The organism is Pseudomonas sp. GW821-FHT09D08 (genome assembly GCF_059416305.1).
On sequence record NZ_JBWKOX010000015.1, the window covers coordinates 63,322 to 80,121 of the forward strand.

General features: G+C 52.9%; 15 protein-coding genes. 8 read left to right on the plus strand and 7 right to left on the minus strand.

The genetic code is table 11. From position 1 onward, the window contains the following. Positions 1-118 precede the first annotated feature (118 nt). Positions 119-412, plus strand: a complete 294-nt coding sequence (gene ihfB / locus AC07OP_RS22285; protein WP_115486009.1) for an integration host factor subunit beta — start codon at positions 119-121, stop codon at positions 410-412. Positions 413-421: 9 nt separating this feature from the next. Then, positions 422-670, plus strand: a complete 249-nt coding sequence (locus AC07OP_RS22290) for a lipopolysaccharide assembly protein LapA domain-containing protein (RefSeq protein ID WP_227451275.1) — start codon at positions 422-424, stop codon at positions 668-670. A 40-nt stretch (positions 671-710) separates the two neighbouring features. On the opposite strand, the gene AC07OP_RS22295 is transcribed toward AC07OP_RS22290, so the two are convergent. From AC07OP_RS22295 to AC07OP_RS22320, 6 genes are read right to left on the minus strand one after another with little or no spacing between them, the layout of a single operon-like run. Continuing rightward, the gene (locus AC07OP_RS22295; protein WP_495101253.1) at positions 711-1,835 is read right to left on the minus strand and encodes a glycosyltransferase family 4 protein; all 1,125 of its coding nucleotides are present in this window, start codon (positions 1,833-1,835) and stop codon (positions 711-713) included. Then, complete coding sequence (locus tag AC07OP_RS22300) at positions 1,828-2,868, minus strand: NAD-dependent epimerase/dehydratase family protein (protein WP_115486011.1); 1,041 nt, start codon at positions 2,866-2,868, stop codon at positions 1,828-1,830. Before AC07OP_RS22300 ends, AC07OP_RS22295 begins: the two co-directional genes overlap by 8 nt. Positions 2,869-2,879: 11 nt before the next feature. Further along, entirely contained in the window at positions 2,880-4,163 is a 1,284-nt protein-coding gene (locus AC07OP_RS22305; RefSeq protein ID WP_495101254.1) for a nucleotide sugar dehydrogenase, read from the minus strand. 30 nt (positions 4,164-4,193) lie between these two features. Then, on the minus strand, positions 4,194-6,140 hold the full coding sequence (gene asnB / locus AC07OP_RS22310; protein WP_495101255.1) for an asparagine synthase (glutamine-hydrolyzing): 1,947 nt from the start codon (positions 6,138-6,140) through the stop codon (positions 4,194-4,196). An 18-nt stretch (positions 6,141-6,158) separates the two neighbouring features. Beyond that, the gene (locus AC07OP_RS22315; protein WP_495101256.1) at positions 6,159-7,388 is read right to left on the minus strand and encodes an O-antigen ligase family protein; all 1,230 of its coding nucleotides are present in this window, start codon (positions 7,386-7,388) and stop codon (positions 6,159-6,161) included. Between the two features lie 3 nt (positions 7,389-7,391). Then, positions 7,392-8,804, minus strand: a complete 1,413-nt coding sequence (locus tag AC07OP_RS22320; protein WP_495101257.1) for an oligosaccharide flippase family protein — start codon at positions 8,802-8,804, stop codon at positions 7,392-7,394. A 665-nt stretch (positions 8,805-9,469) separates the two neighbouring features. Between AC07OP_RS22320 and AC07OP_RS22325 the strand changes: the two genes are divergently transcribed. From AC07OP_RS22325 to AC07OP_RS22345, 5 genes are all read left to right on the plus strand, one after another. After that, on the plus strand, positions 9,470-10,066 hold the full coding sequence (locus AC07OP_RS22325) for a sugar transferase (RefSeq protein WP_115486016.1): 597 nt from the start codon (positions 9,470-9,472) through the stop codon (positions 10,064-10,066). Positions 10,067-10,249: 183 nt separating this feature from the next. Further along, entirely contained in the window at positions 10,250-11,428 is a 1,179-nt protein-coding gene (locus tag AC07OP_RS22330; protein ID WP_495101258.1) for a DegT/DnrJ/EryC1/StrS family aminotransferase, read from the plus strand. A gap of 430 nt (positions 11,429-11,858) precedes the next feature. After that, complete coding sequence (locus AC07OP_RS22335; RefSeq protein ID WP_413770992.1) at positions 11,859-12,899, plus strand: MraY family glycosyltransferase; 1,041 nt, start codon at positions 11,859-11,861, stop codon at positions 12,897-12,899. Positions 12,900-12,975: 76 nt separating this feature from the next. Continuing rightward, a complete protein-coding gene (locus AC07OP_RS22340; RefSeq protein WP_115486034.1) occupies positions 12,976-14,970 on the plus strand; it encodes a polysaccharide biosynthesis protein in 1,995 nt (664 codons plus the stop codon). Positions 14,971-15,081: 111 nt separating this feature from the next. Beyond that, on the plus strand, positions 15,082-15,414 hold the full coding sequence (locus AC07OP_RS22345) for a ComEA family DNA-binding protein (RefSeq protein WP_115486019.1): 333 nt from the start codon (positions 15,082-15,084) through the stop codon (positions 15,412-15,414). Between the two features lie 17 nt (positions 15,415-15,431). Here the strand turns inward: AC07OP_RS22345 and AC07OP_RS22350 are convergent, their stop codons facing one another. Beyond that, entirely contained in the window at positions 15,432-16,010 is a 579-nt protein-coding gene (locus AC07OP_RS22350; protein ID WP_495101259.1) for a TetR/AcrR family transcriptional regulator, read from the minus strand. Between the two features lie 131 nt (positions 16,011-16,141). Here AC07OP_RS22350 and AC07OP_RS22355 point away from each other — a divergent pair, with 131 nt between their 5' ends. Continuing rightward, positions 16,142-16,786 (plus strand): GntR family transcriptional regulator, encoded by a 645-nt coding sequence (locus AC07OP_RS22355; protein ID WP_495101260.1) that lies wholly within the window; start codon positions 16,142-16,144, stop codon positions 16,784-16,786. Positions 16,787-16,800 lie beyond the last annotated feature (14 nt).

Below are 16,800 nucleotides of genomic sequence, written 5' to 3' on the forward strand. Positions count from 1 at the left end.
TGGGGCTTGAAGGCGGGCTTGTGCAAGATTAGTGGGTTCTTGGGCTGTTCAAAATCTGCAGGTCATGCTAAAACCTTCAAAGCGCTTTTCCTAGCTGCTTGAAAAAGAAGGGAAAAATATGACGAAGTCGGAGTTGATCGAACGAATTGTCACCCATCAAGGGCTGCTTTCATCCAAGGATGTAGAGCTGGCTATCAAGACCATGCTTGAACAGATGTCTCAGTGTTTAGCTACTGGGGATCGGATTGAGATTCGCGGGTTTGGCAGCTTTTCGCTGCATTATCGGGCGCCGCGTGTGGGGCGTAATCCAAAAACAGGTCAGTCTGTTAGCCTTGATGGAAAATTTGTGCCTCACTTCAAGCCTGGCAAGGAGCTGCGGGATCGCGTCAATGAGGATGAGGAGCCGATTTAATAGAGCTGGATGAGGAGTAATCTTTTGCATTTAATTAAGAAGTTATCTCTGCTTCTGGTCGTTTTGACAGTGCTGGTGGTTACCCTGTTGTTCTCGCTTGAGAATCAGCAGTCTGTTTCTTTAACGTTTGCAGGGTGGTCTGCGCCGTCAATACCCGTATCATTTTATATTGTGGCGGCCTTCTTGCTGGGGTTGCTGTTAGGGCCTTTGTGGGGCTTTATGATTGTTCATCGTAATAACAAGCGCCTTCGCAAGTAGTTTGCCTACCTGCAAAGGCTAATTTTAGAATGGACGTTGTCTAACAGCGCAGTTCCATTGCTGAAATCATGATTGAATTTACACGATGGACATCATACTTCTGTTCCGCAAGTTCACGGCTCGTTTTGCCCATTCGTTCGCGCAACTCCCTCGAGCCTGCCAGGCGTCCCATGGCCTTGGCAAGATCGGCTGAATCGCGAGGTTTAACGAGATAGCCGTTTTCACCATCTATTACGGTTTCGCGGCATCCAGGCGCGTCGGTAGTGACAATCGCTCGTGCGCAGGACATAGCCTCCAATACCGAACGTGGCGTGCCCTCACGGTAGGATGGCAGTACAAACACGCTGCAGGCGGCAATATAGGGTTTCACATCACTGACAGCGCCGTGGTATTGAATCAGGCCCTCTTTCTCCCAAGATGAAACCATCTCTTCGCTTATACCGGATGGATTTGAGTCCATCGGTCCGACCAAGTGAAAAGTAGCGTGCGGATAGATGGGTTTGAGCATCCTTGCTGCTTCGGCGTACTCGACCACCCCTTTATCTCGTAGTACTCGGCCTACAAACAGAAAACTTGGCTGCTCCGGCAGTGGTGCTACCGGAAAGCTATCCGTATCCACGCCCGAACCATTAACAACCAAAGTCGGAAGGTTTTTGCTGGATAGTCCTCGGTCCTTGAACAGTTTTTGATCATCCGGATTTTGGAAGAACAAACCTGTCGCAAAGCTCAACCCAAATTTATACAGACCTGACGCGACCCGTTTGATGAGGTTGCGACTCAAGCTTGCTTCGGCATCCGTGAATGCATATCCCAGACCTGTAATAAGTGCATAACGGCGTTTTACGCCTGCTAAGCGAGCGGCGGGCAGGCCGTAAACCACTGGTTTAATTGTATAGGCTAGCACCACATCAGGCTTTATCTTGCGCAGGCATTGGCTGAGTTGCAGCAAATAGCGCAGGTCGGCAAAGGGATTCAGTCCCGCACGGGCCATCGGTACGACGTGGTACTCCACCCCTTTTTCGGCGAGTCGTTTGCGTACGGAGTCATCGTCTTCCGGCGCGATGGCGGCAACTTCATGGCCGTTCGTTTGCATCGCGGCCAGAAGATCACCGCGAAACCGAATCAGTGATTCGGCAAAACCGGCGATTACCACAATTTTAGACATGCTTACCTACGTGCGCTGTGTAATAGGTAGCGGAGTCCTGTAGGCCAGCGGCAATACGATGCGTCGGCGCATAACCCAACAGGTTTTGGGCTTTGCTGATGTCTGCCTGTGAATGGCGTACATCGGCCGCCCTGAAATCACCATAGACAGGAGTCGCACTTTTAATTGCTGGGTGGATTGCGCCAGCCAGTTGCCGGATATGAGCGAAGAGATCATTCAGCGTAGTGCGGTCACCTACGGCTACGTTGAAGACCTGATTCACGGCATCGGTATTTTGTGTTGTAGCAGCGAGCAAATTGGCCTGGACGGTATTGGCGATGTAGCAAAAGTCACGGCTGGTTTCGCCGTCACCATTGATGTGAATAGACTCGCCGCGTAGTAATGCTCCGAACCATTTTGGAATCACGGCTGCGTATGCGCCGTCAGGATCCTGTCTTGGACCAAATACGTTGAAGTACCGTAGACCTATGGTTTGCAGTCCATAGCAGCGTGCAAATACATCCGCATACAGCTCGTTGACGTACTTGGTGACAGCGTAAGGGGAGAGTGGACGACCAATGTGCTCCTCGACCTTGGGCAGGGCGGGGTGGTCGCCATAGGTTGAGCTTGATGCTGCGTATACGAAACGCTTTACCTTGGCGTCTCGGCTTGCTACCAGCATGTTCAGGAAACCGTCAATGTTGGTGCCATTGGTTCGAATGGGGTCTTCAAGTGAGCGCGGTACGCTGCCTAATGCTGCCTGGTGAAGGACGAAGTCAGCACCATGTTCCAAGGCTCGCTGGCAGTCTTCCAGCTTGCGTATATCGCCTTCTACAAACTTGAACCGCGCCCATGCAGACTCGGAAACCGTGTCTTGAACCAAATCAAGGTTACGTTGGTGGCCCGTTTCGAAGTTGTCCAGGCCGATTACGCGTTGATTCAGTTTGAGGAGGGTTTCCAGTAAGTTTGAACCGATGAAGCCCGCAACGCCGGTGATAAGCCAATTGCGTGGCGAAGATGCCAGCTCCTGACGCAGTGTCTCGTACGCGTTCATTTTATTCTCCATTACAGACGCCAGAAGCGTGCACCAGCACGTTCTAGGGCTGGGCCGTCGCAAACGCCTTTCACGTCTATGACGACGGGCGCATTTTGCATCAACTTCAAGTAGTCTTCAGGCGACCACCTGGCATATGCGTCATGCGCAACAGCAACTACGACGGCTGCGGCTGGCTTGAGGTCGTTGAGCGGAAGCAGCGTGACGCCATATTCATGCAGTGCTTCTACTGAGTCGGCCTGAGGATCAAAGACTTGTACCTTGATGCCGAATTCTTCCAGCTCACGAATGATATCGATGACCCGAGAGTTACGTAGATCAGGGCAGTTTTCTTTAAAGGTCAGGCCAAGTATTGTAACAACGGCGCCCGCAATTGGATGACCAGCATGGATCATCTGCTTGATGGCCTGTTGTGCAATAAAGGCGCCCATACTATCGTTGATGCGACGACCTGCCAGAATCACTTGGGGAATGTAGCCAAGTTTTTCAGCCTTGTGCGTCAGGTAGTAAGGATCGACGCCGATGCAGTGACCGCCGACCAGGCCAGGTTTGAACTTCAGGAAGTTCCACTTGGTTCCGGCGGCCTCCAAGACATCGAGGGTATCGATACCCATGCGGTCGAAAATCAATGCCAGCTCGTTCATGAGTGCGATATTAAGGTCGCGCTGAGTGTTTTCGATCACTTTGGCGGCTTCGGCCACTTTGATGGAGGCTGCTTTGTAAACGCCGGCGGTTACTACGGAGCCGTATACGTCGGCGACAATTTCAAGGGTGGCAGCGTCTTGCCCGGATACCACTTTTTTAATCTTGGTGAATGTGTGTTCTTTATCGCCCGGATTGATTCGTTCTGGGCTGTAGCCCACTGTGAAGTCGGTGCCGCACTTCAAGCCTGATATGCGCTCAAGAATTGGCACGCAGATATCTTCGGTCACACCTGGGTAGACGGTAGACTCATAGACGACGATGTCGCCCTGCTTGAGTGCTTTGCCTACGCTTTCCGACGCTTTCACTACCGGCGTCAAGTCCGGCTGGTGAGCGTCGTCTATCGGTGTGGGTACGGCAACGATATGGAAATCCGCTTTGGCGAGAACACCTGGCTTGCTGGTGAATTCGATTTGCGCTTCACCTAATTCGTCGTGGCTCACTTCATTGGTACGATCATTTCCGGCGCGAAGCTCTTCCAGCCGACTTTCGTTGATATCGAAACCGATTACCGGGCCGTGTTTGCCGAACGCTACGGCCACAGGTAGGCCTACATAGCCCAGTCCGACCACTGATACCTTTCTCGGATACATGGGTTTTCCTTTAATAAATGAAATCTGTTTTCAGATAGCTCGTTTTTGATCGAGCCACGCCTGGAACATGAGCACCGGCCATAGCTGGTGCTGGTAGTTTCCTTGGCCTTGTAAGTGTTTTTTCCACACGGCTTGGATCATTCCAGGTACAAAATAGCCTTCACTGGCCAGTCTTTGCGGATCCAGCAAAGCGTCAGCCCATTCACGCAACGGGCCTCGCAGCCATTCGTGCAGTGGAATACCAAAGCCCATTTTCGGGCGTTCAATCATTTCTCGCGGCACATAGCGATAAAGTAACTGGCGCAATATCCATTTGGTGCTGCCATTACGGATTTTCAGTGACATTGGCAACGCCGAAGCAAATTCGACGATCCGGTGATCCAGAAAAGGCACGCGGGTTTCTAGGCTTACCGCCATCGCGGCCCGGTCTACCTTGGCAAGAATGTCATCTGGCAGATAAGTCATCGTGTCTTGGCGCATCATCCAGGATGCAAAATCGCTGTCTCCCACAGGCGCCGGGCTGGGAAGCTGGGAGGCACCTATCACTGCTTCAGATGCATTTTGCCATTGCGATACGACTCGGTCATACATTTGGCTGGGCGAGTCATGCCGCATGACGCTGGCAAGCTTGTGAAGTTTATCTCCGGGTAGCCTTACACGTAGGCGGGCCGGAGTGAATGGGCTTAATGTGGTGGCAATGGAGTTCCAGCGGTCCGGAGAAGTGGACTCTATCATTCGGGCTGCCAGCCTGCGTGCGGGGCCCGGTACGCGACCCAGTTTGTTCCATACGCCAGGTAAATATTGGTAACGATTGTACCCCCCGAACAATTCGTCGCCCGCATCGCCGGACAGGCTGACCGTGACATGGTTGCGTGCTAATTGAGAAACCAGGTAAGTCGGAATCTGTGACGAATCGGCAAAAGGTTCGCTGTAGATCTCCGGCAGCTTTGATATAACTGCCAGTGCATCCGCTCCGGACACGTAGAGTTCAGTGTGGTCGGTGCCCAAGTGGCGAGCGACTGCTTTCGCGTGCTCAGCCTCGTTGTAGCCTGGGTTGTCAAAACCGATCGTGTAGGTCTTGACCTGCTGGGAGGACAGCGACTGCATCAGGCTGACAATCAGGGTCGAGTCGATGCCGCCAGACAAGAACGCCCCCAGTGGGACATCGGCAACCATCTGGTCACGTATTGTTGCACTCATCAATTCTTGAAGTTGGTCAACTGCTTCTGTATCGGAAAGAGAGAAATGGCCTTCGGTTTGTGCGCTCGGGAGTTCCCAATAGGCTTGTGGTGTGCCGGCGCTGCCATTTTCAAGGTCGATTGACTTGAGCTCCAGATAAGTCCCGGCGGGCAGTTTGAAAATGCCTTCGTAAATGGAGTGTGGTGCAGGCACATATGCATATTTAAGGAGTAGCGCAAGGCTGTTGCGTGAAACAACTGCGCCAAAATTTGGATGCGCTTCAAGCGCCTGCAACTCTGAGCCGAAGAGCAGCGCGCCTTGGCTCAGCCCGTAATAGAGAGGTTTTTCACCGATTCGATCGCGCGCCAGTGTGAGGGTTTCTTGGGTCTGATCCCATACCACTATCGCGAACATGCCAACCAGTTTGCGCAGGGAAGCCTGAATGCCCCACTGCTCGAATGCCGCCAATATGACCTCGGTGTCTGAGTGGCCACGCCAAGGCACAGGAGTCGAGCGTGCGGCATCAATTTCCCGACGCAGTGCCTCGAAGTTGTAGATCTCACCGTTGAAAATAATAATGTAGCGCCCTTGTGCCGACTCCATTGGCTGATGCCCGGCCGATGTGAGGTCGACAATCGCAAGGCGGCGATGTCCCAGGAACAAACCCGCGTTATTGTCCCAAGCCCCCGCGTCATCGGGGCCACGGTGAAGAATAGCGTTGGTCATGCGGGTCAGGGCTGATGAGCCGTCATACCTGCCTTGGCTATTAGGGTGCCAGAACCCGGCGATACCGCACATGGAGCAATCTCGTTGTAATCAAATGGGTTGATTTTTCTCGCGCAGCGTCGTGAAGCAGCCGTTCCTGACGGCCATCGCGCAAATGATCATGTAGAGGCTGAATGTCGGTTGTCGGAGCATGAAGTGGGCTCCCGAAAAAATCATTAAAACAATCAGTATGACGAGCGAGTAAGGGTCCCTGGCTTGATAAGCCCTGATGATCAGCCACAGGTATAGCGCGCCGAACAGCAGTGCGCCCACCAGTCCGGCCTGGGTCAGTATATCGAGAGCCAGGTTATGTGCTTCTTGCTTGACTTCCGGGTCATCCAGATAGGAATAGGCGCCTGGGCCGTTCCCTATAATCGGGGATTCGAGCCAGGCTACAGTGGCATTGTCGCGCAATGTCTTGCGTACACCGCCCTTGTTTTTATCAAAGCCGACACCCAATACGGAGTCCGACTTCGCGGTGCCGGACAAGTACTCCCTGCCGGGTCCGTCGGCCATGAATTTGAAGGTACCGAATGCCAGGAAAAAAGCCGCAACCAGCGCTGCAAACATCTTCCACTTGAAGGGTTTCTGCCAGAAGTAAGCGATGAGTGTGAGGCTAAGCAAACCCACGCACCAGGAGATTAACAGTGCGTCACTGCGTACGCTTATTCCAAAGAGAAAAATGACCCACAGAAGCAGGAAGTTGCCAAGCAGGCGTGCGCCTCTCCAGTCACTCTCACGGTTGATCGCCATGAGCCAGATCGGAAGCGGCAGCAGAAACATGGCGAGCTGATTGGGGTTTATGGACCATCCGGAAAGACGTGGCACGGAGTAGGAGACGATCCCTAGGGTTTCTGCGAGGCCGCTAGCTTGGGTTACAAAACAAAAGAACGGAAAAGCGAGTAGTGCGATCGGTACTATGATCAGGGCCTTAATGAACCGGTTAAGGTCCGACTGCGAAGCTTGTCCGATACATGCCAGCGCAACGAGTGAGCAGCAAGCCGCATAAACATACGCTATGGCAGTATGGATAGAGCTTCCGCCCTTAAGGGGGCTGACCCATGCCGCTAACCCAGCGATCAGGATGAAACCAATCCAGAAGAGCATGATTGGGTGCTTGAGATACTGCAGTGCCTGTTTGTAGCGCAGCGACCACAAAAATAATAGCGCGACGGCAACCTCGCCAACGCCAAAGGGTAGGTTTGCGAAACGCAGCGCCGTAGCCACAGAGGCAAAGACTATAAGTGCTGCGCCGACGGATATGATATTCAACTTGAGCATTTCCTACCTCGGGTCACGCAAACGCCTTGCCAACAAAGCGAGGCTGCTCATGAAAATAGCCAGCAGGAGCAGTGAGGTGGCTACGCCTGCCAGTCTATCGGTGGAGGTGGTGATTAAAACTGCTGTGACTACTCCTAGCCATGGTAATAATCCGATAAGTGACTTTCGAAGTGGGGAAGACAATAGTATCCCGTTGCGAATGTCGACAAAAAATACGGCTAGCAGTTGAGATATGAACCATGCCCACCCTATTTCTCTTGCGTTATTTGTTTCAAACGCGAGCAATGTAGCGGCCCCAGCGCCCAGTGAGGCCAGGTTAATGACTAATGCCGTGCCTGCATCCTTCTGTGCTTGCAGAAACTCATAACCGAGCCGGACATGCCCGGACATACAAATTCCGGCAAGCAGCCCGGCAGCAAACGGTGCAGCCGCATTCAAGGCCGGTAACCACTGGCTCAGCAGTGGGTAAAGTGCAAGTCCTGCGGTTGTGAGGGCGCCGTAAATCAGTGCGCTTGCCAGGTTCAGACTGGAAATATTTTTGCTGAGCCATGCTTTTTGTTCTTTATCGGCCAGCCATTGGCAAATTTTCGGGTATACCAATACGGGATAGAGTGTGGCAACGAACCAGATCTTGTTCAGCACATCGTAAACGGACCTGTACTTGCCCAGCGTCTCGGCTCCATAGGCATGGCTGATATAGATAGAAATGAATTCGGTCGCGAGCACCTGCAGAAGTGCTACTCCGATAATGGGTGCCGCGTGACGATAAAGCATAGCCACAAGTGGCCATTTGACTGGCGTGCGCCGCTCCGACATTTGATTGCGCCAGAACAGCCACAGGATCAAGTAGTCAGGAATTTTCCTCAATACAACGGCTGCAAGCACCCACTCGATCTGTTGGGTGGTTGCAGCGACAGCTGCAACTGTGACAAAACGACTCAGTTGGATGCACAGTTGGTATTGTGCGTAAGCAAAATGCCGGGCCTGCAACACATTCAGCATTTGGAAGTACTGGCCAGGCAGGGCAAGTACGTATTCAGCGACTGCCGCGACACCAATCCAGTACGCCAAATTAAGGTGGCCGGTCTGCAGCGGAAACAGGATGGAGGTGCCTTCGGCTATCAGAGGGGTTGCCAGCAATAGTAGGACACCTGTCGCAATATAGCCGACTCTGCAAGCGTTGACGAACTGGGCACGTTGATCTTGCCCGCCAGAATAGATAGCGGCAACAGCGGATTTAGAGAGTGCCGAATCTAGAAACAGCAGTGTGCTGGAGAGAATGATGTAAACCGAATAAAAACCGTAGCCTTGAAAGCCAATAAAATGAACAAGGATCGGAATGATCAGGATATTAAGTAAAAAGTTTAGGCCATTGGCTGAGTACAGTGCGAGGGATTTCTTTAGCAAGCTATTCAATTCGAACTCCCTGTACCGTATACGGAATTTTCTCAACGTCCCGTCTCCATAGGGCAATGGTCTGGATCGAGAAGCGTGTTTTGGTCTGTGGTGAGCCGAAAAATCGTTTTCTCAGTTACCTGCCCCCTCCAATGCAGGCCCAGGCCGCGGCGCAATTGGATGGACGTGCTGTTAAAACGGACTGATCCGCAGAGTCGAGAATGATACTGGATAGAGCGTTTCTGGCAAGTAAAACGAGTTGGTTGCATATTTACGGACATACTAAGTATGTTAAGGGACTCCATTCATTGCTTGGTTGGAAAAATTATGATCGTCAAGGTTTCGTATCTTTTATAAGGTCAATTTCAGATCTTCTGCCTGAGCGATGCCGGGGGGTGGTATAACTACGTCCGTACTTGGCAAGCGCCCTGCTTGAGACCGTTGGTAAAAATGAAATTTTTTTGACTAGATCTTATTTTTCCATTGCGGGCGCCATGAGCTGGACTTTTTCTGTGGGATGATGTTGTCTTCCGAGGCGGGGCGCTGTGTCCTTGGCTTGCGGTGTCGCCGTCTACAGTCGTCAGTAGTTCATTAGCGCGCAGGCCTTCATCCCGGCAGGCGCCTCGAGCGTAGGTCCATGGCAGCAATGAGTTCACACGTTTTATAGTCAACATTCAGGTCAGCAAATGTTTAAACGGCTCTTCGATATCATCGCTTCTTTGTGCGCCCTCGTTCTCCTCGCTCCGGTCATTGCCGTAGTAGCTTGGAACATTCGGAAAAAGCTTGGCTCTCCGGTCCTGTTTAGACAAATCCGCCCAGGACTGGCCGGCAGGCCTTTTGAGATGATCAAATTTCGAACGATGCGTGACGCGCTCGATGGTGAGGGGAATCCTTTGGCTGATGCGGAGCGAATGACAGCGTTCGGTAGCTTCCTTCGGGCGAGCAGTCTGGATGAGCTTCCGGAGTTATGGAATGTGCTTAAGGGCGATATGAGTCTGGTAGGGCCGCGGCCGCTATTGATGGAGTATCTCCCACTTTATAGCGCAGAACAAAATCGTCGCCATCATACTCGCCCCGGAGTGACAGGTTGGGCGCAGGTGAATGGTCGAAATGCACTCAGTTGGGATGAGAAATTCAAGCTGGACGTCTGGTATGTCGATAACCGTTCCTTTCGCCTGGACCTCAAGATTATTTTCATGACAATCAAGAAAGTGGTCGTCAAAGAGGGTATCAGCGCGGATGGGGAGGTCACGATGTCCAAATTTACCGGGAATAACAGTTGAGGCGAGCGTTATCATCGGGCGTGGTCACTGAAGCGATTGACTTCATCGCTGAATCCAATCTCGTGGCAGGAGCAGTGGATTAGCTATATCTGTAGCAGGGTCGCGGGTGAGCTGTCGGCAAGCAGAGATATCGCTGCAAGCATTTATTTTTTATAAGATTTTTAAATTGGTAGGGTCTGGACTGTGTTGAACTCCCCTTTTTCTCCCTGGCCTTCTTTTTCCGAAGAAGAGGCTACCGCGGTACGCGACGTCATTTTGTCCAACAAAGTCAATTATTGGACCGGGCAAGAGTGTCGTGAATTCGAGAAAGAGTTTGCAGCGTGGAGCGGCACCCAACACGCTGTCGCGCTAGCGAACGGAACCGTTGCTCTGGATTTGGCGTTCAAGGCCTTGAGGATCGGCGCGGGGGATGAGGTCATCGTGACCCCTAGGACGTTCCTTGCCTCGGTGTCCAGCATCATCAATGCTGGCGCTGTCCCCGTGTTTGCAGACGTTGACCCCGACTCGCAGAACATTACAGCTCAGACGATCGCCGCAGTATTGACGCCGCGCACGCGAGCGATTGTCTGTGTCCACCTTGCAGGATTGGCCTGTGATATGGATCCAATCATGGCTTTGGCGCAGGAGTATGATCTCAAGGTAATTGAAGATTGTGCTCAGGCCCATGGTGCGCAGTACAAGGGCCGATCGGTCGGTTCCATAGGTCATATCGGCGCATGGTCCTTTTGTCAGGACAAGATCATGACCACCGGGGGCGAGGGTGGAATGATAACGACCAATGACCGCAATTTGTGGTTGGATATGTGGGCCTATAAAGATCATGGCAAAAGCTGGGAGGCTGTCTATGAGCGCCAGCACGCCCCTGGTTTTCGTTGGGTGCACGATAGTTTCGGGACAAACTGGCGCATGTTGGAAGCCCAAGGCGTACTGGGCCGTATTCAATTGCGGCGGATGCCGGGCTGGCATGAAGCTCGCTTGAGCAACGCCCATAGAATCTGGTCTACGGCTGAGCAGTTGAGGGGGTTGAGAGTTCCAGGTATCACGCAGGGGTACGTGCATGCAGCCTATAAATGCTACGTATTTGTCGAGCCTCAATTGCTCAAGCCCGATTGGTCGCGTGACCGTATTCTTAACGAAATTGTTGCTCGTGGCGTTCCTTGTTTCTCGGGCTCCTGTTCGGAGGTCTATCTGGAAAAGGCTTTCGACGGTACGCCATGGCGCCCTTTGGAGCGTCTGCCGATTGCAAGGCAGTTGGGAGATACGAGTTTGATGTTCATGGTGCATCCGACGCTTACACCCCATGAGATCGACAAGACCTGCCAGGTATTGGCCGAAGTCATGAGTGAGGCACAAGACGTTTGATCTGTAAAAGAACGTACAGGACATCGCTGGCCAGGTCGTTTCTTGAGCGATCTGCTCAGCATCGGTGTGTTCTTGTGGCTACGTCGCCTGCTGAGCCCAAACAAAGCGGGTCAACCATTGGATGAGGCAAATCCCCCTGCGTCTCATCTGAATCTGAGAGTAACGCAAGTGAAAGCATATGGCCGCTATTGGGTCAATGCCGTGAAATCTATTGCGTTCAATACGAATTTTTCTCGAAACGCCCGATGAAAGGCGAGCTTCTGGAATTTTTAGCGGACAGATATCTCTCTGGTGGTTTTTTATTTCACCGCGCAACACCTTATGCAGGGTAGTAGGGTGAACTAACGGTGATATTAAAGTGTCTCTCAACTGTTGGTGAGTTGGCTTAATTAGTGATCGTAGCACTTTCTCTAAGTTTATACGGAAACAGATAATGTTCTGGTGTCTTACCCTCATCGTTGCAGTGGCCTCATTCATATTTACGGGGATAATGCGCCGCTATGCTGTCTCGCGATCGCTCATTGATATGCCTGGTGCCAGAAGCTCACACATCATTCCAACTCCCAGGGGGGGCGGCGTTGCCATTGTGCTTGCCTTCCTCTTGGCGTTGCCTGGTTTGGCCTATGGGCAGGTGATATCGACTGCGGAGCTCCTGGGCATAGGGGGCGCCGGTATCCTTGTGGCCATTGTTGGTTTTTTTGATGACCACAATCCGGTTTCCGTGCGCTGCCGCCTGACGGGGCATTTTGCCGCTGCTGTCTGGGCATTGTTCTGGCTCGGTGGCCTACCGCCGCTTCATATCTTTGGCATGCTCGTTGCCGGTGAGTGGTTAGGTTATGTAGTGGGAGCCGTATATTTGGTATGGATGCTCAACTTATACAATTTCATGGACGGTATTGATGGAATTGCGAGCGTCGAAGCGATTTGCGCCTGTCTTGGCGCAATCCTGCTGTATTGGGTCATGGGGTTTGAGCAACTGATTTGGTTGCCGCTAGTGTTGTCCATGGCCGTATCAGGGTTTTTGTTTTGGAATTTCCCGCCGGCCCGGATTTTCATGGGAGATGCAGGCAGTGGTTTTCTCGGCATTATTCTGGGAGTTCTCTCCATTCAGGCAGGTTGGGCGTCCTCTAATCTGCTATGGGCATGGTTGGTACTGTTGGGTGTATTTATAGTCGATGCGACCTTCACCCTGATTCGGCGAGTCTCGCTGGGCGAGAAGTTCTATGTGGCGCATAGAACCCACGCTTATCAGTATGCATCCAGGCACTTTGGTAGACATCTTCCGGTGACGCTGGCAGTGGTAGCCATCAACGTGTTTTGGTTGCTACCCATTGCGTTGTCAATCGTACTGTTTCAGTTGGATGGTTTTTCTTGCGTTGCGCTGGCGTATGCACCACTCGTGCTGCTGGTCATCAAGCAGGGGGCGGGGAAGCCTGAAAGGGAAGTCAAGGCTACCCAGGAAGATTTTTGAGCCAGGATCGGCTTAGGGACTTAGAATGATAGTTGGCATGATGACATCAGGAGCGGTTTGAGTGGACGAAGGGGTGATGGATAAGTTTCGGGCAGTGCTGCTGGGGTTGCCTAGACGAAAGAAACGACTTATGCAGGTATCTGCTGACGTCGTAGTTCTTTGGGCTGCGCTTTGGCTGGCTTTCATCGTGAGATTGGGAACGGAAGACATGATCAATCCGTTGATCTATCACTTCTGGTTGTTCTTGGCCGCGCCTGTGGTTGCCATTCCTTTGTTCATCCGCTTCGGTATGTACCGGGCAGTAATGCGTTACTTTGGTAACGACGCATTGATAGCCATTATCAAGGCAGCCAGCCTCTCGTCCCTGGTTTTGGGCGTCCTGGTGTATTGGTACAGCAATCATCAGCATGTAGTGCCGCGTTCAATTATCTTTAACTACTGGTGGCTCAGCATAATCATGGTCGGCGGCTTGCGGTTGGCCATGCGTCAATTTTTTATGGGAGACTGGTTTTCAGCGTCTCAGCACATGCCATTTACCAACCGGGAAGATGGTTTGCTGCGTGTTGCCGTCTATGGAGCAGGCTCCGCAGGTAATCAATTGGTCGCCGCGCTGCGCATGGGCCGTGTCATGCGCCCGGTTGCGTTTATCGATGACGATTCGAGTATTACCGACCGTGTCATTTCAGGACTGCAGGTCTATAAGCCCAGAAATATCCAACGGATGATTGAGGCCACGGGTGCCCAAGAGATACTTCTGGCAATCCCCTCTTCCAATCGTGGACGTCGGCGCGAAATCCTCAGCTTCCTGGAAAGCTTTCCGCTTCATGTGCGTAGCGTTCCTGGGTTCACGGATTTGGCCAGCGGGCGCGTCAAGGTGGACGATATTCAAGAGGTCGATATTGCAGACTTGCTTGGACGTGACGCGGTTCCAGCTCAGGATGAGTTGCTGGAGCACTGCATCAAGGGCCAAAGCGTTCTTGTCACGGGGGCGGGCGGCTCCATCGGCTCCGAGTTGTGCCGGCAGATATTATTGCTGCGTCCAACCTCGCTGATTTTGTTCGATCACAGTGAGTTCAACCTTTACAGTATTCTTTCGGAACTGGAGCAGCGTGTTACTCGTGAGTCCTTACCAATAAAGCTGTTGCCAATCCTGGGGTCGGTACGTGACCCAGCAAAGCTGTTGGATGTGATGAAGACTTGGAAGGTTAATACGGTCTATCACGCTGCGGCTTACAAACATGTGCCCATGGTCGAACACAACATCGCCGAAGGTGTCCTGAACAATGTCTTAGGCACGTTGAATACTGCCCAGGCAGCGCTTCAATCCGGTGTAGCAAACTTCGTTCTGATTTCCACCGACAAGGCGGTGCGACCTACCAATGTTATGGGGAGTACCAAGCGCCTGGCAGAGTTGACTCTGCAGGCACTCAGTCGTGAGGTGGCACCGGTCCTGTTCGGCGACAGGTCCAACGTTTCGCATGTTAACAAAACACGCTTCACCATGGTCCGCTTCGGTAATGTGCTGGGATCCTCTGGGTCAGTAATTCCTCTTTTTCACAAACAGATCAAATCTGGCGGTCCGCTGACGGTCACACACCCTAAGATTACTCGCTATTTCATGACGATCCCGGAAGCGGCTCAGTTGGTGATCCAGGCTGGCTCGATGGGCCTTGGGGGGGATGTTTTTGTGCTGGACATGGGCGAGCCTGTGAGGATTGTCGAGCTTGCGGAAAAGATGATTCATCTCTCGGGTTTGAGCCTTCGTTCGGACAGTAACCCGCAGGGTGACATCGCAATAGAGTTCTCTGGCCTGCGCCCCGGTGAAAAGCTTTACGAGGAGTTACTGATTGGTGACAACGTCGTAGGAACCCAACACCCTATGATCATGAGTGCCAATGAAGATCACCTCGCTTGGGACCCTCTCAAGGCTAAGCTGAAAGAGCTGCTCGCTGCCGTGGATCAAGACGATTACAGCCGTGTCCGTCAGCTCCTGCGCGATACCGTCAGCGGCTACTCTCCGGACGGTGAAATTGTTGACTGGATCTACCAGCAACGTCGTTTGGATCCATGAGTTAACACCCTGTTACTCACCCATTTTTGACGTCCTCTCAACATCGCCTAAGTTTGAAAAGCAGCTTCGGAAAAGCTGCTTTTCTCTTACCAATGTCATGGAGCGTCACCAATGCAAAACACCTACCTCACCTCCCTAATCTTCGCCTTCCTCACCACCCTCTCCGTCGCCACCAACGCAGCCCCGTCCATCAAACCCGAAGCCCCAACCCCGATCACCGCCCAGATGACCCAGGGCGAGCAATCTACCAAGGTCAACCTGAACGCCGCCGACGCCGAAACCCTGCGCCGTGACCTCTTCGGTATCGGTGCCGCTAAAGCCAAGGCGATCATCGCCTATCGCGATAGCAATGGTCCGTTCACGGCGGTGGATGAGTTGTTGGAAGTGAAGGGGATCGGCAAGGCGTTGTTGGAGAAAAATCGCGATAGGTTGGTCATCAACTGATCTATCCAGGAGGCCGGTCATTGATCGGCCTTTTTAGTCTCCGGGTTCTGCGTTTTCAGGCGTTCGCGCACCACGGCCATGATCCTTGTTGCCAATTGAGGGTCTTCAACACTCCTGGCCAGTACCAATGCACCCACCAGTGTCGACATCATCACCAGGCTCTCTGCATCACACCGCTCCTCTCCCAATGCTGTTTCTATTTGCTTGAGCCTTGCGTCGAGCACCTTATCCGTTGTCGCGCTGGGTTGACCTCTCAGTCCCAGCTCTGAAGACATCGTTGGCAACGGGCAGCCCTGATCCGGGGAGGTCAGGTGCCATTCCGACAGGTAACTGTCGATAAACGCGCCCAGCGGCTGCTCCTGGCTGAACAGCATGTCGCAATGGGCGTCCAGGTCTGCAGCGGCCGCCTGCAGGGCTATCTCCACCAGTTCGCCCTTGGATTTGAAATGCGCGTAAAAGCCGCCATGGGTCAGGTTCAAGGCTTTCATCAGTGGCTGCAGGCCGGTGGCGTCGATGCCGTCGCGGCGAAAGCGCGCAGAGGGTTCCTTGATGATGCGTTGGTGGGTTTGGGCTTTGTGGTTTTGTGAATAACGCATGGGGCAGCCTCGGTTACAGGCGGGCATTTTAACCAACTTGACCTTTTTTACACACTCGTCGGCATGCAGGGCGTTGGCATGAAATGTGATTACATCTAGACGGAAGATTGTTCAACAATCGTGAGGTGGTCATGACGCTCAGTTTGTCTTTAGCCGACCAGATTGCCCTGGAGCTGCGTGCCGACATCATTGCGGGGCGGTTATTGCCAGGCATGGCATTGGTCGAGGTGGATCTGGTCAAGGCCTACAGTGCGTCGCGCAATACGATTCGCGAAGCCTTGCACCGTCTGGGGCAGGAGGGGTTGACCCGTTATGTGCGCAACAAGGGCGTTATGGTGCGGCGGTTGGAGCGGGAGGAAGTCCGCGACCTGTTTGTCGTCCGCCGCACCCTGGAGTTGCAGGCCATCGCCGGAAGCAGCACCTTGACGCACGAGCAATCCGAGCGCCTGCAAAACGCCATTGACGCCACCACCCTGGCCCGTGAGCGCGAGGATTGGCGTGCAGTGGCCACCCACAGTTTGCTGTTCCATCAGCACATCGTCGGGTTGATGGGCAGCCCGTTGTTCGATGAGTTTTTTGCCCAGGTCATCGCCCAGTTGCGCCTGGTGTTTTGCGCCGCGCCTGATGAGCAACGTTTCCAGTCGCCCTGGCTGGAGCGTGATCGTGAGATTTATCAATGGCTGGTCAAGCACGACAAATTGGCTGCAGGGGAGGCAATGAGCCTGTACCTGGATGATTCGGAACGCCTGTCCTTGGCCCTGTTTACCCACTCCTGATCGAGGATCTGCAC

What these genes read in the sequence shown, in the direction of transcription:
- AC07OP_RS22325 (WP_115486016.1), top strand. Translation starts at nt 9,470, where the DNA reads ATGTTTAAACGGCTCTTCGATATCATCGCTTCTTTGTGCGCCCTCGTT.
- AC07OP_RS22345 (WP_115486019.1), top strand. Translation starts at nt 15,082, where the DNA reads ATGCAAAACACCTACCTCACCTCCCTAATCTTCGCCTTCCTCACCACC.
- AC07OP_RS22295 (WP_495101253.1), bottom strand. Translation starts at nt 1,835, where the DNA reads ATGTCTAAAATTGTGGTAATCGCCGGTTTTGCCGAATCACTGATTCGG.
- AC07OP_RS22315 (WP_495101256.1), bottom strand. Translation starts at nt 7,388, where the DNA reads ATGCTCAAGTTGAATATCATATCCGTCGGCGCAGCACTTATAGTCTTT.
- AC07OP_RS22350 (WP_495101259.1), bottom strand. Translation starts at nt 16,010, where the DNA reads ATGCGTTATTCACAAAACCACAAAGCCCAAACCCACCAACGCATCATC.
- asnB (WP_495101255.1), bottom strand. Translation starts at nt 6,140, where the DNA reads ATGTGCGGTATCGCCGGGTTCTGGCACCCTAATAGCCAAGGCAGGTAT.
- AC07OP_RS22305 (WP_495101254.1), bottom strand. Translation starts at nt 4,163, where the DNA reads ATGTATCCGAGAAAGGTATCAGTGGTCGGACTGGGCTATGTAGGCCTA.
- AC07OP_RS22340 (WP_115486034.1), top strand. Translation starts at nt 12,976, where the DNA reads ATGGATAAGTTTCGGGCAGTGCTGCTGGGGTTGCCTAGACGAAAGAAA.
- AC07OP_RS22300 (WP_115486011.1), bottom strand. Translation starts at nt 2,868, where the DNA reads ATGAACGCGTACGAGACACTGCGTCAGGAGCTGGCATCTTCGCCACGC.
- AC07OP_RS22290 (WP_227451275.1), top strand. Translation starts at nt 422, where the DNA reads ATGAGGAGTAATCTTTTGCATTTAATTAAGAAGTTATCTCTGCTTCTG.
- AC07OP_RS22355 (WP_495101260.1), top strand. Translation starts at nt 16,142, where the DNA reads ATGACGCTCAGTTTGTCTTTAGCCGACCAGATTGCCCTGGAGCTGCGT.
- ihfB (WP_115486009.1), top strand. Translation starts at nt 119, where the DNA reads ATGACGAAGTCGGAGTTGATCGAACGAATTGTCACCCATCAAGGGCTG.